Source organism: Pantoea sp. C1E2 (genome assembly GCF_056491465.1).
The window spans coordinates 542,720-562,444 of sequence record NZ_JBSZHT010000004.1 but is presented as its reverse complement, the minus strand read 5'-3'; the positions used below and the strand labels follow the sequence as shown (position 1 = coordinate 562,444).

Annotated in this window: 19 protein-coding genes and 1 pseudogene; 15 read left to right on the top strand and 5 right to left on the bottom strand. The window is 55.4% G+C overall.

Annotated features, from left to right (window positions below; translation table 11 throughout):
• The first annotated feature begins 23 nt into the window (after positions 1-23).
• The 12 genes and pseudogenes from tssC (at position 24) to ACXI0A_RS24130 (ending at position 12,073) form a co-directional block, all read left to right on the top strand.
• On the top strand, positions 24-1,571 hold the full coding sequence (gene tssC / locus ACXI0A_RS24185) for a type VI secretion system contractile sheath large subunit (protein WP_479485300.1): 1,548 nt from the start codon (positions 24-26) through the stop codon (positions 1,569-1,571).
• 14 nt (positions 1,572-1,585) lie between these two features.
• Positions 1,586-2,923, top strand: a complete 1,338-nt coding sequence (tssK, locus tag ACXI0A_RS24180) for a type VI secretion system baseplate subunit TssK (RefSeq protein ID WP_476146568.1) — start codon at positions 1,586-1,588, stop codon at positions 2,921-2,923.
• Positions 2,920-3,570: a type VI secretion system protein TssL, short form gene (tssL, locus tag ACXI0A_RS24175; protein WP_476146570.1), complete on the top strand. Its 651-nt coding sequence runs from the start codon at positions 2,920-2,922 to the stop codon at positions 3,568-3,570. Before tssK ends, tssL begins: the two co-directional genes overlap by 4 nt.
• Positions 3,571-3,609: 39 nt before the next feature.
• Positions 3,610-4,302: pseudogene (locus ACXI0A_RS24170) on the top strand (type VI secretion IcmF C-terminal domain-containing protein); the annotation flags it as partial.
• Positions 4,302-5,882: a type VI secretion system protein TssA gene (tssA, locus tag ACXI0A_RS24165; protein WP_476146571.1), complete on the top strand. Its 1,581-nt coding sequence runs from the start codon at positions 4,302-4,304 to the stop codon at positions 5,880-5,882. The pseudogene ACXI0A_RS24170 and the gene tssA, both read left to right, overlap by 1 nt.
• An 80-nt stretch (positions 5,883-5,962) precedes the next feature.
• Positions 5,963-6,310: a hypothetical protein gene (locus tag ACXI0A_RS24160; RefSeq protein ID WP_476146573.1), complete on the top strand. Its 348-nt coding sequence runs from the start codon at positions 5,963-5,965 to the stop codon at positions 6,308-6,310.
• 191 nt (positions 6,311-6,501) lie between these two features.
• A complete protein-coding gene (tssF, locus tag ACXI0A_RS24155; RefSeq protein ID WP_476146575.1) occupies positions 6,502-8,265 on the top strand; it encodes a type VI secretion system baseplate subunit TssF in 1,764 nt (587 codons plus the stop codon).
• Positions 8,220-9,317: a type VI secretion system baseplate subunit TssG gene (tssG, locus tag ACXI0A_RS24150; RefSeq protein WP_476146577.1), complete on the top strand. Its 1,098-nt coding sequence runs from the start codon at positions 8,220-8,222 to the stop codon at positions 9,315-9,317. The genes tssF and tssG overlap by 46 nt, the downstream gene beginning before the upstream one ends.
• Entirely contained in the window at positions 9,292-9,831 is a 540-nt protein-coding gene (gene tssJ / locus ACXI0A_RS24145) for a type VI secretion system lipoprotein TssJ (RefSeq protein WP_476146579.1), read from the top strand. The genes tssG and tssJ overlap by 26 nt, the downstream gene beginning before the upstream one ends.
• Positions 9,831-10,271 carry a type VI secretion system baseplate subunit TssE gene (gene tssE, locus ACXI0A_RS24140; RefSeq protein WP_224932770.1) on the top strand — a complete coding sequence of 147 codons (441 nt, stop codon included), beginning with the start codon at positions 9,831-9,833 and terminating at the stop codon, positions 10,269-10,271. The genes tssJ and tssE overlap by 1 nt, the downstream gene beginning before the upstream one ends.
• Positions 10,272-10,290: 19 nt before the next feature.
• Positions 10,291-11,382 (top strand): VasL domain-containing protein, encoded by a 1,092-nt coding sequence (locus ACXI0A_RS24135; protein WP_476146581.1) that lies wholly within the window; start codon positions 10,291-10,293, stop codon positions 11,380-11,382.
• A 301-nt stretch (positions 11,383-11,683) separates the two neighbouring features.
• A complete protein-coding gene (locus ACXI0A_RS24130; RefSeq protein ID WP_476146583.1) occupies positions 11,684-12,073 on the top strand; it encodes a response regulator in 390 nt (129 codons plus the stop codon).
• A 21-nt stretch (positions 12,074-12,094) separates the two neighbouring features.
• Here the strand turns inward: ACXI0A_RS24130 and ACXI0A_RS24125 are convergent, their stop codons facing one another.
• The 3 genes from ACXI0A_RS24125 to ACXI0A_RS24115 all read right to left on the bottom strand — a co-directional run bounded on the left by ACXI0A_RS24125 (position 12,095) and on the right by ACXI0A_RS24115 (position 14,472).
• The gene (locus tag ACXI0A_RS24125; protein ID WP_476146585.1) at positions 12,095-12,874 is read right to left on the bottom strand and encodes an ABC transporter permease subunit; all 780 of its coding nucleotides are present in this window, start codon (positions 12,872-12,874) and stop codon (positions 12,095-12,097) included.
• Positions 12,874-13,797 (bottom strand): substrate-binding domain-containing protein, encoded by a 924-nt coding sequence (locus ACXI0A_RS24120; RefSeq protein WP_476146587.1) that lies wholly within the window; start codon positions 13,795-13,797, stop codon positions 12,874-12,876. The genes ACXI0A_RS24125 and ACXI0A_RS24120 overlap by 1 nt, the downstream gene beginning before the upstream one ends.
• A 114-nt stretch (positions 13,798-13,911) precedes the next feature.
• A complete protein-coding gene (locus ACXI0A_RS24115; protein WP_224932765.1) occupies positions 13,912-14,472 on the bottom strand; it encodes a thioredoxin in 561 nt (186 codons plus the stop codon).
• A 287-nt stretch (positions 14,473-14,759) separates the two neighbouring features.
• Between ACXI0A_RS24115 and ACXI0A_RS24110 the strand changes: the two genes are divergently transcribed.
• From ACXI0A_RS24110 to ahr (ACXI0A_RS24100), 3 genes are all read left to right on the top strand, one after another.
• Positions 14,760-15,029 carry a hypothetical protein gene (locus tag ACXI0A_RS24110; protein ID WP_476146589.1) on the top strand — a complete coding sequence of 90 codons (270 nt, stop codon included), beginning with the start codon at positions 14,760-14,762 and terminating at the stop codon, positions 15,027-15,029.
• 110 nt (positions 15,030-15,139) lie between these two features.
• On the top strand, positions 15,140-16,156 hold the full coding sequence (ahr, locus tag ACXI0A_RS24105) for an NADPH-dependent aldehyde reductase Ahr (RefSeq protein WP_476146591.1): 1,017 nt from the start codon (positions 15,140-15,142) through the stop codon (positions 16,154-16,156).
• Between the two features lie 199 nt (positions 16,157-16,355).
• The gene (ahr, locus tag ACXI0A_RS24100) at positions 16,356-17,372 is read left to right on the top strand and encodes an NADPH-dependent aldehyde reductase Ahr (protein ID WP_476146593.1); all 1,017 of its coding nucleotides are present in this window, start codon (positions 16,356-16,358) and stop codon (positions 17,370-17,372) included.
• Positions 17,373-17,415: 43 nt separating this feature from the next.
• On the opposite strand, the gene ACXI0A_RS24095 is transcribed toward ahr (ACXI0A_RS24100), so the two are convergent.
• Both ACXI0A_RS24095 and ACXI0A_RS24090 read right to left on the bottom strand, forming a co-directional pair.
• Entirely contained in the window at positions 17,416-19,179 is a 1,764-nt protein-coding gene (locus tag ACXI0A_RS24095) for a DUF2534 family protein (protein ID WP_476146594.1), read from the bottom strand.
• Between the two features lie 62 nt (positions 19,180-19,241).
• The gene (locus tag ACXI0A_RS24090) at positions 19,242-19,658 is read right to left on the bottom strand and encodes a DUF2946 family protein (protein ID WP_476147145.1); all 417 of its coding nucleotides are present in this window, start codon (positions 19,656-19,658) and stop codon (positions 19,242-19,244) included.
• Between the last annotated feature and the right edge of the window lie 67 nt (positions 19,659-19,725).

The following is a 19,725-nucleotide window of genomic DNA, read 5'->3' as shown; positions in this document are numbered from 1 at the left end:
TTTAACGGACTAAATGAGAGAAGATGCTGATGTCAGTTCAGAATGAAACCCTGCCTTCCGGTGAAACCACCGTGCTTGAAAACCCTGCAGTGGAAGGCGTGTACGCCTCGCTGTTTGATAAAATTAATCTCCATCCGGTCTCCTCACTGAGCAATCTGAATGTCTGGCAAGACAATCAGGCGATGTCAGACGCCACCGCTGACGAGCGCGTCACGGCGGCGATGCAGGTGTTTCTTAATCGCTTAAAAATCAGCGGTGAGAAAGTCGAAAAACTGGATAAAAACCTGCTGGATCATCATATTGCCGAGCTGGATTATCAGATCAGCCGCCAGCTGGATGCGGTGATGCACCATGACGAATTCCAGAAGGTGGAATCGGTGTGGCGTGGATTGAAATCGCTGGTGGATAAGACCGATTTCCGCCAAAACGTCAAACTGGAAGTGCTTGATGTGTCGAAAGAAGACCTGCGTCAGGACTTCGAAGACGCGCCGGAAATAATCCAAAGCGGTCTCTATCTACAAACTTACGTTGCCGAGTACGACACGCCGGGTGGCGAGCCGATTGGCGCGGTGATTTCAGCCTATGAATTCGATGCCTCAGCACAGGATATGGCATTACTGCGAAACCTCTCCAAAGTCGCAGCTTCCGCCCATATGCCGTTTATTGGCTCGGCCGGCCCGGCGTTTTTCCTGAAAGAATCTATGGAAGAAGTGGCAGCCATCAAAGATATCGGCAACTACTTTGACCGTGCTGAATACATCAAGTGGAAATCCTTCCGCGACACCGATGATTCACGCTACATCGGCCTGACCATGCCGCGTGTGCTGGGCCGTTTGCCGTACGGACCTGATACCGTGCCGGTGCGCAGTTTCAACTATGTGGAAGAGGTGAAAGGGCCGGATCACGATAAGTATCTCTGGACCAATTCCTCCTTTGCCTTTGCCGCCAATATGGTGAAAAGCTTTATCAACAACGGCTGGTGCGTGCAGATTCGCGGACCACAAGCGGGCGGTGCGGTGCAGGATCTGCCCATTCACCTGTATGACCTCGGCACCGGTAATCAGGTGAAAATACCTTCTGAAGTGATGATCCCAGAAACCCGCGAGTTTGAATTCGCCAATCTTGGTTTCATTCCGCTGTCGTATTACAAAAACCGTGATTACGCCTGCTTCTTCTCCGCAAACTCCACGCAAAAACCGGCGCTGTATGACACCGCAGACGCCACCGCAAACAGCCGCATCAATGCGCGTTTGCCTTACATCTTCCTGCTTTCACGCATCGCGCATTATTTGAAGTTGATTCAACGCGAAAACATCGGCACCACCAAAGACCGCCGCTTACTGGAACTGGAGCTGAACACCTGGGTGCGCGGGTTGGTGACCGAAATGACCGATCCGGGCGATGAATTACAGGCTTCCCATCCGCTGCGCGATGCCAAAGTGGTGGTGGAAGATATCGAAGATAACCCGGGCTTCTTCCGCGTGAAGCTGTTCGCAGTGCCGCATTTCCAGGTGGAAGGCATGGACGTCAATCTGTCGCTGGTATCTCAGATGCCAAAAGCGAAAGCGTAAGGCGGTTATTCGGAATGAAAATTTACCGTCCGTTATGGGAAGACGGCGCTTTTCTGACGCCGCAACAGTTCCAGCAGCAGGCTATGTGGGACGCGCATGTGGCAGGTACCGTTGCTGGCATGGTGCTGGCACACCCCTGGGGCGTGCTATGTGCAGAGTTCGATGATAGTGCGCTGGCGCTGTCAAAGCTGAATGCGGCGCACATTGCCGTCCGCTTTGCGGATGGCTCACTGGTCGATACCCATCTGGCTGACACTCTGCCACCTGTCTGTGAGTTGACTGATGTGACAGACCGGGACAGCGTAGAGGTGGTACTGGCGCTGCCGCTGATCAACGCCAACGGCGGTAATCTGGAAAACGGTGCGGACAGCGAACGTCCGCGCCGCTGGTTCGCCACCCGGGAGCGCGTGCAGGAGCTGGCAGGTCACGAACGCACCGAGATTGCAGTACAGCGTTATGCGCTACGCCTGCGGCTGGCGCATCAGGAAAACGCGGCGTACCTGACCTGTCCGGTTGCCCGTCTGGTGCGCAACGCGCAGGGGCAGTGGATGCGCGACACTACGTTTATTCCCCCCATGCTGTCACTGGCGGCGAGTCCGGCACTGGTCGCGGCGCTGGGTGACCTGCTTCATCGCCTGCAGGCACGTCGTCAACGTCTGATGCAACTGCGCCGAGAAAGTAACGAACGCATGGCAGATTTTGCCGTGTCCGACGTTTCCCTGTTCTGGCTGCTCAATGCGCTGAACAGCGCTGAGCCGGTGCTGACAGAGTTGTATCAATCACCGTCGCGCCATCCTGAACTGCTTTATCGTGAGCTGGTACGCCTTGCGGGCAGTCTGCTGACGTTTTCTCTTGAGAACACGCCGGACGATATCCCGGCCTACCGGCACAACGCGCCAGAACAGGTATTCCCGCCGCTGTTCACGCTGCTGGATACGCTGCTGGAGGCAAGCCTGCCTTCCCGCGTGATCGCCATCGACCTGGAAAAACAGGGCGTGCTGTGGAAGGGCAGGCTACACGATGCGCGTCTGCGCGAAGGGGCGGATTTCTATCTGTCCGTACGCTCCTCTCTGCCGAATCATGAACTTCAGGCGCGCTTTCCGCTGCTGTGCAAGGCCGGCAGCCACGACGATGTGTCAGAGGTAGTGAATATCGCGCTGAGCGGCATGGCAATCCGCCCGCTGCCACATGTCCCTGCGGCCATCCCGTTACGCCTGGAAAATCAGTACTTCGCGCTGGATCTCTCAACGGATGCGGCCCGGGCGATGCTGGCCTCGGGCGGCTGTACCTTCTACACGCCGGAATCTCTCGGTGAGCTGAAACTGGAACTCTACGCGGTGCTGCGCTCATGAATAATCCCAACACGCTGACAGAGCGCCTGTTTTTTCAGGGCTGGCTGATGGTCAGCCAACTGCGCTGCGGACAGCAAATTGAAAACGGCGACGCGCTATACCGCCGTGCGGCGGGCTGGGTAAAGTCAGCTCGCGAGGCGCTGACAGAGGCTGGCTTCAGCGATGCCAGCCGTGACCACATGCTGTATGCCTTCTGCGTGCTACTTGATGAGGCGGTATTGAACAGAGGGAGTCAGGACGATGGCTGGCTGCGCTGGACTCGTGATCCGTTGCAGGTGCGCTTCTTTGGTTCACTGAACGGCGGTGAAGCACTCTGGGATCGCATCCGCACCGTGCTGAACGAGCCTGCAGCGGACATCACGGTGCTGACCTGCTTTTACCGCACCTTGCAACTGGGGTTCGTCGGGCATTACCGCGCTCAGGATGACGAACGCCGCGAAGATGTGGTGAATGCGCTGGCGGCCCGCGTGCCACCTTTTGCGCTGCCGGAAGATGCGCCGCTGGTAGTACGCCCCGCAGGTCCGCGCACCGGACGCCGCTTTTACTGGCTGAGCTGGGTGGCGGCAGTAGTGCTGCTGGGCGGGCTCTGGTTCCTGCTGGAATCAACGCTGGCAGAGATGGTGTCGCGCATGGCAGGTGCACAGTAATGGTTCGACCCGATTCACGTCAGGGCCTGACGCTGCTCGTATCCGTTCAAAAATGTCAGCAGTGAGGTGTCACTGCCACTGCTGGCAAAATACCTGAACGCGGACAATGGGCGCATCACCCGCTTCCTGCAGTCGCGTCTGAGCGGCGTACTGCATCGCGAAGGCACCCGCTGGGTACCGGACAGCATCAACGCCCAGGGACTGACCTTTAATCCGGCCTTTCTGCAGGCGCTTAATCAGCTGAGCCGCATTTCTGACGTGGTGTTCACCAGCGGCGAGGCCGGGCTGCACTTTGAGCTGCGCCCCGGTACGGCTGCAGACGTGATGCAGACTGACCTGATTATCGACAGTCAGAAGCTCACCTACATGAATCAGCAACCGGTGTGGAAACGCTTCACCTGGCCGGCTGACACTGAAGCGCCCGGCGCATCACTGAGCTGGATAAGCACGAAGGCCGGCACCCGCCAGTATGGTGACATGCCGGGGAGTTGGGGTCTGATTCGCCTGCTGGATAAGGCTCAGGTCAGCGCTAATCCGGGCATCAGCAGCAGCTGGCAGCTCACCTGGCAGGCTCCCGACGGTCGCCCGCTGAACTACATCCTGCGAACCGAAGCGGGTGAGGGACCGCTGGCGCTGCTGAAGCTGCGCAACTTTACGCTTCCGGCCGACATTTTCATTATCAATGACACACCGGACGTGCCGGATGAAACTTTTGTCAGCGAGGAAGACTAATGCCACTGCAATCTCTGATTAATGCGTGCGGTGCGGATGCGGACCATCTTCGCGCGCTGGCCACTGAGTCTGTTTCTCTGTGGGAGCCGTGGCTGAAGCCCCTGGCGGACACCCACGTAGCAGGCGAAGACCCGACCTACAACGATGCGTTCCAGCAGATGCAGGAAGAGATGAACCGTTTGTCTGGCGCGGATACGGCGCTTATCTGTGCGCTTGCGGAGCAGGTACTGACTACGGAAGCCAAAGACATCCGCGTGGCAGTCTGGTACTGCTGGGCGCGACTGCAACAGGACGGTGAAGAAGGGTTTGCCGACGGTCTGGCCCTGCTTGCCGGCCTGCTGCAGCGCTTCGGTGATGCTCTGCATCCACAGCGGGCGCGCAGTCGTGAGGCGGCGCTAGGATTTCCTGCCAGCGCACGCATGCTGGACACACTGACGCTTTATCCTGAAGTGATGACCGTAACGACACAGCGAACCGTGGCTGCGTTGCTGGCAATCGACGATGCCTGCAGAGCGCAGGGTGGGTCCAGCCTTGGGGGCCTTTACGGGGCGCTTGAGTCACGGTTGCTGAGAGCAGGCGGCCCTGATGCGGTGGTTCCCCAGACGGCGGCAGACGGCCCGGCACCCCAGTCGTCTTCAGCTTCCTGCGCCCCCGCACTGGCGGCTATCAGTTCCGGGCGTGACCTGCTGGACCAGGCGCGAACGCTGGCCGCTTATCTGCGTGATCAGCCAGGCGGATGGCTGGCCGCACACCGGCTGATGAAAACCATCCGTCATGACACGCTCAGCCAGCTGCCACCGTTGTCCGGCGACGGCAAAAGCCGCATTGAGCCACCTAAGCCGGACCAACGCGCTCAACTTAAGCGCCTGTGGCTGCAGCAGAGCTGGGCCGAACTGGCCGAGCAGGCTGACAATCTGTTCAGTCGGGGCGGCAACCACTTCTGGCTTGACTTGCAGTGGTATCAGCACCAGGCGCAATCGCGTTCGGGAAATGCGGCGCTGGCGGCGATTGTTCAGGACGATTTGAAGGGGCTGCTGTCCCGTCTGAACGGGCTGGAAACGCTGGCTTTCAGTGACGGAGTGCCGTTTGCGGATGAGGTCACTATGAGCTGGATCCAGCAGCACGTCCTGATGCCAGCTGGCGTATTTGGAACAGGATCTGCGTCAATGACCACCGGCGCAGACGATGGCGTGCTGGAGTTGGAGAGCGAAGCCACTGGCCTGGCTGACAGAGAAGGCATTGAGGCTGCGCTAACATGGCTGCAGCAGCGACCCGGCATCACGTCAACTCGCCAACAGTGGTTATTACGTTTGCTGATGGCCAGAATCGCGGAGCAATTTGGACGTCAGGAAATGGCACTTCATCTGCTATGTGCGCTCGATACGCAAGCGGAGAGCATGGTACTAAACGAATGGGAGCCGTCTCTGCTGTTTGAGGTGAAGTCTCGCAGACTCAAAATGCTGCGTGCACGAGCAGTTAGAGGGGGTACAGATAAGCTACAAACAAATAAGGAAATTGAGCTGTTGATTTCAGGTCTTATTAGACTTGATCCCGTAAAGTCTGTTGCAATTTGTGGATGAGTATTTCGTTAACGACTAAGTGTGGGAATTAAGCCATATTTACTCATGTCTAATATACTTTTAATAACTAAGGTGGATTTATGTTTTCATTAATTCGTGTTGTCAATTTTATGGTTTCAATCATGTTCCTTATTGGAGGTGTGTTGAGTTTTTTCCTTGGTGGGATGTTGATAGGTATATTCCCAGAGCTTGCTGCTTTTTCAATGCTCTTTGCAATCCTTCCAATAGCTTTAATCTTTATTTCAATTCTTGGCTTATATGGCGTGCTAAATAACAACATCAAAGTACAGATAGCTTTCGATATTTTATTGCTTCCGTTCTGGAATGTCGGAACTGTGGTGGGAGGTGTTTGTTTAATGTTATTCTTAGTCGAGCGATATAAAGTCGCTGGCAAATCGATTAGCTCCGACGCACCTGATAAGCCATGACATTGTTTCTCTTTTTTTAATTTCGGTTAAGATTGCTCGATCAAATCATTTAGCGAATTGTAGTGAGTAAAAGTCAAATTCATTTGAAAAATGGGTCGGCTTTATATCGCATAAAACATTCGGCTACATTGATTTAATTGCTCCACAATAACTTCCAGTTGATACAGTCTATTTACAGAAATAATTTTATTATGAAAGACTTAACCCTGCGTTATTACGATACCGAAATGCGCTATCTGCGCGACGCCGCAAGAGAATTCGCTGAAACCCACCCAGACCGCGCCGCCATGCTCAACCTGGATCGTGCAGGCACGCCCGATCCCTTTGTGGAGCGCCTGCTGGAGGGATTTGCTTTTTCCGTAGGTCGACTGCGTCAGAAGATTGATGATGACCTGCCGGAGCTGACCGAGGGCCTGGTCAGTATGCTCTGGCCGCACTATCTGCGCACTATCCCGTCACTGAGCATAGTGTCGCTCTCGCCTGACCTGCCGAAAATGAAAATGGCGGAGACCGCCCCCGCAGGGCTGGAGGTGTACTCTCGCCCTGTAGGCCCGAAAAATACTGTTTGCCACTACCGCACGACGAAGCCGGTTACACTTAATCCGCTGTCGGTATCCGGCGTGACCATGGGCACCGAGCCGGACGGACGTTCCGTAATGCGCGTGCGAATCGCCAGCAGCGGGCAGGCGGACTGGAGCCAGTGTGACCTGCGCCATCTTAGCCTGTGGCTGGGAGAAGATGTGCCCGTCGCGACGGCGCTGCATCAGAGGCTGACCCGCCGTCAGGCCGCGATATACGTCCGCCTGGACGGGCAGCAGGAGCGCATCGCCCTCAACGCCTGGTTCAGTCCGGGTGGATTCAATGAGGAAGACAGGCTGTGGCCAAAGGGTGACAGCGCCTTTAGCGGCTATCAGTTGTTGCTGGAGTATTTCACCTTCCCGGAGAAGTTTCGCTTTGTGACTCTGAACGGACTGGAAGCGGTCCGTCTTCCCCCCGGACTCGCGGGGTTCGATATTGAGGTGGTATTCAGTGAGGCGTGGCAGAGTGATTTGCCGGTAACCAATGCCTCACTGCGACTGCACTGCGTGCCGGTGATTAACCTGTTCACGCTGGAAGCGGACCCGCTGACCGTAAATGGACTGGAGAGCGAATACCTGCTGCGCGCGAAGCGCTTGCAGGACGGTCACACCGAAATTTACTCGGTGGATGCGGTCAGCGGTTCAGGGCTGACCGGCGCGGCTGAATATGTCCCGTTCACCAGTTTCCGACACCGGGGCGGCATGATGAGACGCCTGGCGCCCGAGCGATACTTCCACACCCGCGTGCGTCGGGGCGTCACCGGCCTGCATGATACCTGGCTCATCCTTGGCGGCCAGCAGTGGGAGGAGGGGCACGAGCTTTCCCGCGATACGCTATCGCTGCGCATCACAGGTACCAACGGCCAGCTTCCTCGTCGCGCGCTACAGAGCACCCTGCTGGACCGCTGCGAACAGGTGTTGCAGACGCCGGTGACGGTGCGCAATCTGACGCGTCCGACGTTGCCTGCTTATCCACCCGCTGAGGACCGCTTTCACTGGCGAGTGCTGAGCCACCTCGGTTCCGGTTTCATCAATATGATGAATAGCGCAGAAGTGCTGCGCGGCACGCTGGCGCTATACAACTGGCAGGATGACGAACTCTGCAACCGCAGGCTGGATGCGATCCTTGACGTACAGCACCACCGTCTGCAGCGGTTTGAGTCTGGTTACCTGCTGCGCGGTCTCGACGTTGAGGTGACGCTCGACAGCAGCGGCTTTAGCGGTGATGGCGACATACATCTGTTTGGCGAGATGCTTAACCGCTTTCTGTCGCTTTACGCGGACATGAACCAGTTCATTCAGCTCTCCCTGATTATCCGGCCTGAAGGAAAATGCATCCGGTGGAAAGAGAATCACAGTCAGCGACTGCCCGGTTAATCGCGGGGCTGGGCGACCGGCTGCCGTATATGAATTTTTACCGCTTCTGTCAGCTTCTGGAAAGGAGCGATCCCGATGCACCCGTGCCGGGCAGCAGCTGGCAAGTGCGGCACGAGCCGGTACGGTTCCGGCCTCATCCCGGCATGGGCTTCCCGGCGGGGGAAATTCGTGGTGCGGAGGAGCCCGCTTATCCGCATCTGCCGCCCACGGTACGCATTAATTTCATGGGGCTCTATGGTACGGCGTCTCCGCTGCCGTCTCATTACGTTGATGACGTGACACGTCGACGCGAGGGGCACGAGGCCACCCAGGATTTTCTGGATATTTTCAGCCACCGCCTGACCACGCAGTTTTACCGCATCTGGCGCAAATACACCTACCCGGCGACATTCACACCTGGTGGAACCGATGACACCTCTCAGTATCTGCTGGGGCTGGCGGGTCTGGGGATCAGGGGCTGTGCGCAGAATATCGCGACGCCGGTCTCCCGGTTCCTGGCGTTACTGCCGGTGATGCTGCTGCCTGGTCGAACGGCCGAAGGGGTCTCCTCGCTGGTGGGGTTGCTAGCACCGGACACGCACGCGCAGGTCGTGCCCTGGGATCCCCGTCGTATTGCCCAGTCTTCCATGCTGAATATGAGCACACGCCACCCGGTCAGTCTGACGCACCGCCCGGTGATGGGGACGCATGCCACCGACGTCAACGGGCAGGTGTTGCTGAGACTGTTCACTGATAACCCTGAGGAAGTCCGGGGCTGGCTCCCCGGCGGGCAACTGCACGGAGACCTGATGGCGCTGTTGCACGTCTATCTGGGGGCAAAGCTGGATGCGCGACTGGAACTCTGCGTTGATCGTGCTCTGTTACCTGATGCGCAGCTGAGCTGCCGGACGAATGAAGCGCAACAGCTGGGGCGCACGGCGGTGCTGCCTCTGACACAACCCCCGGGCTCCCGAGAGCCTGATTTGATAATCATACAGCTCGGTCGCTATCAGCGTGTCCGGGTACAACCTTCAAGGATCGAAACCGATGAACAGGGCGACTACCGCTGGTAAAACGCTGCTCCCTCTTATGCTGGCGCTGAGCGTCAGCGGCTGCGGTCTGACGCAGAAAGTATCAGAGGGCACCGTCTCCGTAACAAAATCCATTTTTTACAAACAAATACGCACACTGCATCTCGATTTTCGCGCCCGTGAAGGGGCAAACCGCAACGCGCAGGGCGCTGCGCTCTCGACCGTGGTGCGCATATGGCAGCTCAAGGACAGTAAAGCCTTTGAAGCCTCAGACTATGCTTCACTGTTTTCTGCTGACAGTCAGGTGCTGAAGGCGGATATCCTGGCACAAAAGGACATCCGCATACGCCCGGGTGAGTCAGTCAGTATTGATATGCCCATGGACGATAAGTCGGAATTCGTGGCGGTGGCCGGCCTGTTCCTGTCACCGGACACTCAGGATGATAAGTGGCGACTGCTGCTGACCCGCGATGACCTCGATCCGGACAAGGCGCGCGTGATTGAGCTGGGTGACGGTACCCTAACGCTGGTAGCGGAAAAGGCTAAGCGACCATAATGATGCCTTCACTTTACGAGATCCTTTACGGCAATTTCAGTGGTGGGTTGGACCTCGATGCGGTGAGCGAACGGGACCAGGTCATTCTCTCGGTGCTGGATAATCTGCAGCGTATCCTCAACACCCGCGCAGGATCAATTGCGCACATCCCCGATTACGGTCTTCCGGATATGACCCGCATTTTGCAGGGGATGCCAGGCACTGCGCATCAGCTGCTTTACACCTTTTCAAATGTGCTGCTGAAGTACGAGCCGCGCCTGAAGCGTGTTGATGTGGCATTGCTGGAGCAAACAATGCCTGGTGAATTGCGCTACGCCATTGATGCCGAACTCACCGATATCGGACTGGTGCGCTACGGCACGGAATTCAAACCAGAGGGCAGAGTGTTGCTGCGTCACTTAAAGCAACAGCAGTTAATAGGCAATGGTTTGACGCGATAAACAAGGAAGGTTGTTGAATATGAATCAGGTGATCAAAACCGGTGCAGATCCGCGCACATTATCCGGCTATACCCAGTTGCGGGATGAGATGAATAAGCTGACGCATCCCGCCCGGCCCGATGTCGATTGGGGCAAAGTAGAGACACTCACGCTGCGGTTGTTTGAACAGAATGGATTGGAATTGCAGAGTGCGGCCTGGTTTACCCTGGCGCGTGCTCAGAACTCGGGGTTGAGCGGTCTGAATGAAGGCCTGAACCTGATTAATGCATTAATAGTGCATCAGTGGGCGGTTTTCTGGCCGCTGGCGATTGATGCCCGCGCCGATATCCTCAGCGTGATGTTTCGACGTCTGCAAAGTCTCTATCGTGGGTGGCAGGTGGAGGGCCACGAAATGCTGACTCAGCTGATAGAAACGGAACGACTGCTGATATCCCTGCGTGAAGCATTGTTACGTTTTGGCATTCGGGAATTTGCGCAGGCCAATACGTTATTACATCAGGTCAAACACTCAATGACGCAGTTGCAGGAAGGCCTGCTCTCTCCGGTGCAGCTTATCCCAGCAGCGCTTAACCAGTCACAAGATAATACTCCCACCCGCGTTTATGTTGTCTACCCAGAAGCTGATGAGCAATCAGCGATGCATGCAACGCCGTCACCATTGAAATCATTTGTCAGTGGTGCCTGCTGTGCATTGCTGGCCGGTGCATTGGTGTTTGCCTGCGGAACGGGGTACAGGCATGTACATCAGCAGCAGTCAGCCGCAGCTCAGGCATTGCTTGAGCAACAGCGCAGAGAGAAACAAGCGATACCTTTGGAGCGGCTGGCAAGCTGGCACCGTGGTATGGCGCAGTTGGAAAATATGGCTGAGCAGCTTAACAGTCTGGACAAAACCAAAGGCAAGTATTTGACGGTAAGCGAATTGAAAACCGGCATATTTTCAGCCATGCAAGCTTTCAATGAACAGGTTCCGGTTGAAGAACAACTGCGGCGCTACGCGCAAAGTGAGAATGACCAACTGAATGAAGAAACTCAGACAGAACTGCGACTGAAGCAGCTCATGTTTCGCTTTCAACTTTTGCAGCAGCAAAAAGCGCAGCCCACGCTGGACTGATTTAGCAACCAGTCTAAATCAAAGTTGTCTTAGGTAGACGTCTGAAATCGCTGTTTGACCGGTAAAAGATATTGAATCGCAAGGATAATAAAGATAAAAGTTGCACACTGCATCAACAGGCCGAACAGCGATATTGATGACCCTCCAGTCAACGGAGGGCTTTTTTTTATTGTTTTCTAAACATTAAAAACCGCCTCAATTCTGCCAGCCATGATGTAAGAGAGTGCCACTGCCATGGCAAGCAATCTGCATCGATCACGATGCAAAAGTTAACTGAGTTTCACCGTTGGCGGAGTAGGGAATGAGCGCAAAAGTTTGGTTAGTGGATGAGGATTTGTCAGTGCGTGAATCACTGGGTTTTGTGCTAAAAGCCATTGAATATGAAGTGGCCGATTTTGCTGATATCGCATCGTTTGCTGCCGCTGTGCACAGCGATGAACCCTTGCAAGGCTGCTTGCTGGTGGATGTGCCAACCGCAGACGCAGATGAACTGAACGTCATGGTGAACTTAACTGCTCGTCATGCTTTGCTACCGATTGTCATCATGACCGATCAGGATAACGTTGAGACATGTCGCCATGCGTTTTCCGAAAGCATGTTTGCCATTTTCTCTAAGCCGCTGGAGATTGAACCGCTGCTTGAGACCTTGCATCAAGCCATGCAGGAAAGTGAGAAACGCGCCCAGCCATAACGGGCGCGTGATGCACTGAAATTAATTATGCGCGATGTGTTCGCCGCGCACTCGCCTTGATGCCACAAAGCACAGCAGAGGAACCGGCAACGTAAACAACAGCAGCAACCACAGCAGCACGTACACCGCGTCTACGCCGTCATTTTGCAGATTGTTATAAAGCTGAACCGGCATGCCCTGCGGGAAATAGGCGAAAATCATGACAATGCCGAACTCACCCATGGCACGCACCCACGCCAAAGCCGTTGCAGAGGCCAAGCCCGGCGCGGCCAGCGGAACCGACAAACGCCAAAATCCCTGCCAGGGTGAGGCACCTAAGGTACGACCGGCATCCAGAATATCCTGCGGAACGCCGGCAAAAGCAGAACGTGCGGTGGTAATGAAGTAGGGCAGTGCACCGTACCATTGCGCCAGAATAAACGCGGCAGGATTGTTAACCAGCGTCCAGCCAAATTTCCCCAGTAATTCCCCTGGAACACTGTAAGGTCCGTAAGTGCTCACCAGTAAAATTCCCATTGCCAGCGGAGGCGTCAGTAATGGAATCATCACCAACAGTTCCACAATGGCGCGCGCGCGCCCCTTCGCCTGCGACAGCCACCACGCTACTGGTAATCCGCTGATAAAAACCAACAGCAGCGCAATCGCACCCAAGCCTAATGAGGTGGTGATGGCACTGCCATCGCCCCAGGCAAGGTGCATATGCTGCCATTGCGTGACGCCAATCAGGGTGACGAATGGTACTGCCAGCAACAACAGTGCTGGCAATGACAACCAAAGCGCGGTGGCGTGACCGGTCTTCATTACTGATAAACAGCTCCGCCTTTCGGTGCGGCGTAACCATTCTGTTTAAACAGTGCCTGACCTGGCTGGCTCAACATGAAGTCGACAAAGGCTTTACCCGCTGCCGCACCGTGCGGGGCGTTTTTCAGCACTGCTGCGTAGTAAACCAGCGGCTGGGTATGCAGCACTTTATCTTTGCCCGCGCTATCTTTCACGCTGAAGCTGACGGTGTCATACCACTGTTTTGCCATGTCTGGATTGCTCAGATTGATCTCATCTGGCAGAGCCACGTAAGGCAGATGTGCGGAAATCACTTCACTCTCATAACCGGCAGCGGCATCCACCTGGCCGCTCTCCAGACGAGCCAGCAGGCCGCCTTCAAGGTGGGTCTGAGCAGGATTTTGGTAGCCACCGAGAATTTTATCGGCGATGCCTGGCTGCTTGTAATACTTCTCAGCCAGCAGCAGGGTAAAGATAATATTCTGGCCTTTTGGATCATTGATCGGATCGGTGCGCCCGAACTTAATCCCCGGTGTTGCCAGCACTTTCAGCCAGCTGGCGTCTGCGCCTTTGGCCTGTGCGAACTGCTGGGCAAATTTCCCTTTCGGGCTGTACGCCACCACCATGCTAGTGCTGGCAACCGGTACGGCATCATCAATCAATCCTGCATCTTTCAAAATCTGCATCGGGCCCGGCGTGATGGAGACGAACACGTCGGCGGTGATTTTTTTACTCGCGAGCAGACGTGCCATACCGTATGCACCCTGGCCTTGCCCTTCATATTTTCCATCGTTCTGTTTAGCAAAGGCTGGACCTAAAGACTGGTCCATCACTTTCCCCATCGAACCGGCATAAGTCACACGAATATCGGTATTGGCTTGTGCCTGCAAGCTGAGGCCAGCGGCTGCGGTTAACATCAATGCTGTGAGGTGTCTGACTTGCATTCCCTTTCTCGCTATATAATTAGGTAGATAACGATTATCGGAAATTGTGCAATCAGTGCAAGCTGAAATCTGTTGCGAAATATGGGGATAGCCCGCCGCAGCGGGCTGACAGCATCAGGCGAGAATGCGCTGAGCCCAGGACTCAATCTCATCACCGCTGCCAATGTCTAACTGCACCAGGCCGTTGGTGATAAAGGTGGGCGAGACGTGAATACCGTTCTGGCGCGAATACTTGCAGTGCCATTTGACTTCATTTTGCAGCTCGGCGCGCAGGAACGGCGCATGGGCATCCACACCGCTATATTGTTGCAAACGATCAAGAATTTGGTGCGGCGTGGCGTCCATATTGGGGCCATGACTGTGATCGGTGAACTCAAACTCCTCACGATGATCGGCGACCGCCTGCAGCACACGTTTCGCCGCGGCTTTGCCCTCTGGCAAAGTGGATGCTGCGAGGATGTAACGTACGATCAGCCCGGAATACATGTGCCACGGCTGGGATTGCAACCGGATCTTCAGCGTCATCTTATCTTCACCCACCAATGCCAGCAGCGCATCCAGTTTATTAAACGCACGGACTGAAAACGGGCAGGTGGGTTCCAGAAACACTTCAAACACTTTGGGGCCGTGACCCCAGATCAATGGATCGGCGTGTAAAGCGGTGGTTTGACTCATATTCATTCCCTGTTGCGAGGTTAAACGTTGCCCTACTTTGGCAAAGCGCGGCGACGACAGCCAGCGCAGGTTTATGCTTTTTTGTTACAAGGACATTCACGTTGTCAGCATCACGCAAAATAAAAATCATTTTATAGATCCGTTAACTACAAGAATGTCCGCTGTTCCCGCCGTTGCTCAGAAAATAAACGGCTATAGTTATGCCAGCTTTGTTCTCTTTTTGTGCGGTCATCGCCGCACGTTTGATTCATTTGCCTGGAGCCAATAGATAAGCAACGAGGTTCAATGTGTTTGCCGAAATATCCTGGAAAATCATCCATCAGGTCATTAACCAGACCATCGCGGAGATGGTGGATGCGCAGCAAACGTTGGATGTGATAACACTGCGCAGACGGTTGCGTGAAATGGCCGAAAACGAAACAGATGAAGCGATGGTGCTGTGTTACTGGCAGGCCAGTAAAGTGCTAACGCGATTGCCACCTACAGTGACAGCCAATCAGTTGGTTGAAGCGGCGCGCCATGCTTTTCGCAGCCCCCTCAATCACGATCCGCTTTAACCCTGAATGCTTTTCTGACAGTTTGCGGATAATCGTTTGATTTATCGTCATAATCCTGGCGTACGCTCTGCTAGACTAGTGAGTCGAAAACGCTGAAACAGAGGACAGTAATGAAAATCAAAAGTTATGCCGCGATGAATGCAGGCGAAGCGCTGGTGCCTTTTGAGTATGAGGCCGGTCCGCTGGCAGCTGAAGAGGTACAGGTTGAGGTCGATTATTGTGGCGTTTGCCACTCTGACCTGTCGATGATCGATAACGAGTGGGGCATCTCCTCGTTTCCAGTGATTGCTGGCCATGAAGTGATTGGCCGCATCAGCGCGTTGGGTGATGCCGCACAGAACAAAGGGCTGAAAGTTGGTCAGCGCGTGGGCATTGGCTGGACAGCGAAAAGCTGCCAGCACTGTAATGCCTGCATCAACGGCGAGCAGGTCAACTGCGAAAATGGTTCTGTACCCACCATCATGAACAAAGGTGGCTTCGCCAGCCATCTGCGTGCTGACTGGCAATGGGTGATCCCACTGCCAGAATCCATGGATATCTCCACTGCCGGCCCACTGCTGTGCGGCGGTATCACCGTGTTCAAACCGCTGCTGATGCACAACATCAATGCCACCAGTCGTGTGGGCGTGATTGGCATTGGCGGCCTTGGCCATATGGCGATCAAACTGCTGCGTGCCATGGGTGCGGAAGTGACCGCGTTCAGCTCCAACGCCAGCAAAACCGAATCTATCCTGGCGATGGGTGCGGATCGTGTAGTGAACAGCCGCGATCCGCAGGCACTGAATGCGCTGGCGGGTCAGTTTGATCTGATCATCAGCACCGTTGCAGTAGACCTCGACTGGCAGCCATACTTCCAGGCGCTGGCACCGCACGGTAAATTCCACACCGTGGGCGCGGTGATGAAGCCGTTTGAAGTGCCGGCTTTCAGCCTGATCATGGGTGACCGCGCGGTTACCGGTTCTTCCACCGGTTCACCGGGCCAATTGCGTACGCTGATGAAACTGGCTTCGCGCACTGATGTCGCACCCACCGTCGAAGCGTTCCCGATGTCGAAAATCAACGATGCGCTTGATCATGTTCGCGCCGGTAAAGCGAATTACCGCGTTGTGCTGAAAGCGGATTTCTAAGATCGCGACAAGGTCGGCAGCCATGCCGACCTGAAATTCTGCGGTGCGCATCCTGCGCACCGATTCTTTACCCTCCATTCTTAATCAGCATCATCCTTCCAAACAGCATTACCCTCACTAATAACCTGATTATTCAGCATTATATTGCACATCACTTTGCTACTCTGGTGCTCTATCGAGCAAAATCCCGAGGACAGCGATGAAGATTTCCAGCTATGCCGCTCTGCAAGCGGGTGAGGCGCTAGTGCCTTATGAATATGATGCCGGCCCGCTGGCAGCGGAAGACGTACAGGTTGAAGTCGATTACTGCGGCGTGTGCCATTCCGATTTGTCGATGATCGATAACGAGTGGGGCGGTTCACGTTATCCGTTGATTGCCGGACATGAAGTGATTGGTCGCGTGGTGGCGTTGGGAGAGGCGGCCCAGAACAAAGGGCTCAGCATCGGGCAACGCGTCGGTATCGGCTGGACGGCAAAAAGCTGCCATCACTGTGATGCCTGCATCGCAGGCGATCAGGTGAATTGCGAAAATGGCAAAGTCTCTACCATCAATAACCGCGGCGGTTTTGCCAGCCATCTGCGTGCCAACTGGCAATGGGTGATCCCACTGCCTGAGACGCTGGATCTGGCCTCTGCGGGTCCGCTGCTGTGCGGGGGTATTACCGTCTTCAAACCGTTATTGATGCATAACATCAATGCCACCAGTCGCGTGGGCGTGATTGGTATCGGTGGATTAGGGCACATGGCGATTAAGTTGCTGCGTGCGATGGGTGCGGAAGTCACGGCATTTAGCTCAAATGCCAGCAAAACTGACTCCATTCTGGCGATGGGCGCCAATCGGGTGGTTAACAGTCGTGATGTGGATGCGCTGAATGCTTTGACAGGGCAGTTTGATTTAATCATCAGCACGGTAGCCGTGGATTTAGACTGGAAACCTTACTACCAGGCGCTGGCGCGGCAAGGCAAGTTCCACACGGTGGGCGCGGTAATGAAGCCGTTTGAAGTGCCTGCGTTTAGTTTGATTGTCGGTGATCGTGCGCTAACGGGGTCTTCAACCGGGTCTCCTGCTCAGTTACGTACCTTGCTCAAGTTAGCTGCCCGCGTAGATATTGCTCCGCAGGTTGAGGAGTTTCCGATGTCGCAGGTGAATGCCGCGTTAGAACATGTGAGAGCGGGAAAAGCCCATTATCGCGTGGTGCTCAAAGCGGACTTTTAAGTCTTGCAGTCGAAATTAGGTGCGCATCCTTGCGCACCTTGCTTTATTTACCTTGTGGGTCGCTCTCGCCAAGGAAGAAATACCATAACGGAATCGACATCAGCGCGGTGAACACCGAGCTGTATAAGGCAATCATCAACCCTTGCGTGATGTACATCGTCAATGACCAGTGGCTAAACGGAATGCCGTACTGATCGATCACGCCACCAATCATGGCATTGCTCATCACCGAGACGACAATCACCGCCAGAATGCACACGCCGCGCAGGAAATAGCGCATCTCTTTACGCTTCACCGTAAAGCGTGCGCGAATAATGCCAAGCGGTGACTGCTGCGACGCCAGAATCTCCGCTTCGGTCATCGGAACACGTTGCTGTTTACGCCAGCGCAGAATGTCGATCAGCAGAAACGCCAGCAAACTCACGCCCATCACCGGCAGCGCATAACCCAGCGCTAACGCCACCATCAGGCAGGTGCCTTTGGTGTAGAGCGGTATGGCGAGCCAGGTTTCGGTTAAGGTTTTCGCCGGGCTGGCTTCCACCTGCTGTGGACGACGAGCCCACCACATGCGATAGCCCAGCACAATCATGCTGCATAAACCGAGACCAAAGAACGCCAGCAGCAGTTGGTTAGGCAAGCCAAACAGCACGCCCATATGCGCATCCACACCCCAGCGCGTCAGTTTTGCCACCAGAGGGAACTGGGCAAAATAGACGTGATCGACAACCGAGAAGTTTTGCGGATTAACGGAAACCGCATCAACGCGGGTCGGCCAGCTGCGATCGATTTCGGTCACTGCCCACGCTTTGTCAGCGCTTTTTGGCTGGCGTAACTCCAGCTTACTGGCGCTCAGTCCATCCTGACGGGCGGCGTTGAGTACACGATCCCAGTCGCCATCCGGCAGATTGTTGGGCATCTGTTTTGCGGGCTGCGCAACCGGTTTTGCCATCGATGACATCGACATTTTAGACATGTCCATATCCGACATATCCATATCAGGCATGCCCGGCATGCTGTGATGGTCAGCATGAGGATCGGCAGGTGTGGCCGCGGCATCACCACTGAGTGAGGTGTTGACCTGCGGTGTCAGCCAGTTCAACTCCGTACGCCAGCGGTCAATATTATTACCTGCCCACTGCGACCAGGTTAAACCGGTGACCGAGAAGAACACCAATCCCAGCACCAGCGTCAGACCCAGCGTGATATGCCAGTGGCGGCTAAAGGCGAACCCCGTACGCGCGGCTTTCAACTTACGTTTCGGGCGCGTGCCCAGCCACAGCACCACGCCGCCCAAAGCGGCCACCCACAACCACGATGCCGCCAGCTCGCTGTAGTTGCGGCCGAAATCACCTAACAGCAGACTGCTATGGAGCAAATCGAGCGTGGTCCGCAACGGAAGTACGCCGCTGGTGCCGTACACCGTCATGTCGCCTTTCACTTTCAGGCTGTAAGGGTCAATAAACACCGCGCGAGACTGCGAAGCACCCAATGAGGCATCGCTGAATTGCACGCGAGTGGTATCCGTTGCGCCTGGCGCAGGTCGCACAGCGTAAATATGCTGTTTCTCACCAGCGTAGGCACGTGCCGCGCTGATTTGCGCAGACAGCGGCTGGGCATGGCCATTAAGTTGCACCGTTAACGCATCGGAGTAGATGACGTTTTCCAGTTGTGGCGTCAGCACATAGAGCGTGCCGCTGAGCGCTGCCACAAAGATAAAGGGCGCTACAAACAGACCAATATAAAAATGTAAGCGACGAAGTAGATTAAGCACCGCACCACGCGGTGCTGCAGAGTGAGCAGCAGACAAAGCCGTCTTCCTTCCGGTTAGAGAATGCCGTGACGCAATAAGGTGCGTCGTTAATGATGTTATCAGCAGGAAAGAACAGCAGGCGGCGCGCGCGGGCGGTTTGTCGGGCTGAAGCGTCGGATCACCGGAGCCTGCAGACGCGGCAGCGGTGGGGCGCGAGAAATCACCATCATCAGCCAGATGAAGGGAACAAATATCCACATCATCAACGGCACGTGGACCAGTAGGTCACAGTAGCCGCAGGCGAATTCACCGTCCTCCATCATATGATGGTCCATGCCCGGCATCGCCATATCCATCATCATTTCGTGATGATGCATCGACATCTCAGATGTCATGCCTTGCGTGGGCATGTCCGTCATGCGGCTATGCCGTTCCATCAACGTCTTCGATACTATCGGCGCGACAAACAGCAGCAGCACCGCCAATATGGCGATACAGGCAGTCAGGCGCTGGCGAAGTTGATGTGAAAAGGTCATGGCGGCGACGAAATGATTCAACAAATGAGGCCGAAGTGTAACGCCATTGCCGCAGAAGGGTTACAGA

Bases quoted from the DNA above. Each gene is read 5' to 3' on its own strand.
- tssC (WP_479485300.1), top strand. From the start codon at position 24: ATGCTGATGTCAGTTCAGAATGAAACCCTGCCTTCCGGTGAAACCACC.
- tssK (WP_476146568.1), top strand. From the start codon at position 1,586: ATGAAAATTTACCGTCCGTTATGGGAAGACGGCGCTTTTCTGACGCCG.
- tssL (WP_476146570.1), top strand. From the start codon at position 2,920: ATGAATAATCCCAACACGCTGACAGAGCGCCTGTTTTTTCAGGGCTGG.
- tssA (WP_476146571.1), top strand. From the start codon at position 4,302: ATGCCACTGCAATCTCTGATTAATGCGTGCGGTGCGGATGCGGACCAT.
- ACXI0A_RS24160 (WP_476146573.1), top strand. From the start codon at position 5,963: ATGTTTTCATTAATTCGTGTTGTCAATTTTATGGTTTCAATCATGTTC.
- tssF (WP_476146575.1), top strand. From the start codon at position 6,502: ATGAAAGACTTAACCCTGCGTTATTACGATACCGAAATGCGCTATCTG.
- tssG (WP_476146577.1), top strand. From the start codon at position 8,220: ATGCATCCGGTGGAAAGAGAATCACAGTCAGCGACTGCCCGGTTAATC.
- tssJ (WP_476146579.1), top strand. From the start codon at position 9,292: ATGAACAGGGCGACTACCGCTGGTAAAACGCTGCTCCCTCTTATGCTG.
- tssE (WP_224932770.1), top strand. From the start codon at position 9,831: ATGATGCCTTCACTTTACGAGATCCTTTACGGCAATTTCAGTGGTGGG.
- ACXI0A_RS24135 (WP_476146581.1), top strand. From the start codon at position 10,291: ATGAATCAGGTGATCAAAACCGGTGCAGATCCGCGCACATTATCCGGC.
- ACXI0A_RS24130 (WP_476146583.1), top strand. From the start codon at position 11,684: ATGAGCGCAAAAGTTTGGTTAGTGGATGAGGATTTGTCAGTGCGTGAA.
- ACXI0A_RS24125 (WP_476146585.1), bottom strand. From the start codon at position 12,874: ATGAAGACCGGTCACGCCACCGCGCTTTGGTTGTCATTGCCAGCACTG.
- ACXI0A_RS24120 (WP_476146587.1), bottom strand. From the start codon at position 13,797: ATGCAAGTCAGACACCTCACAGCATTGATGTTAACCGCAGCCGCTGGC.
- ACXI0A_RS24115 (WP_224932765.1), bottom strand. From the start codon at position 14,472: ATGAGTCAAACCACCGCTTTACACGCCGATCCATTGATCTGGGGTCAC.
- ahr (WP_476146591.1), top strand. From the start codon at position 15,140: ATGAAAATCAAAAGTTATGCCGCGATGAATGCAGGCGAAGCGCTGGTG.
- ahr (WP_476146593.1), top strand. From the start codon at position 16,356: ATGAAGATTTCCAGCTATGCCGCTCTGCAAGCGGGTGAGGCGCTAGTG.
- ACXI0A_RS24090 (WP_476147145.1), bottom strand. From the start codon at position 19,658: ATGACCTTTTCACATCAACTTCGCCAGCGCCTGACTGCCTGTATCGCC.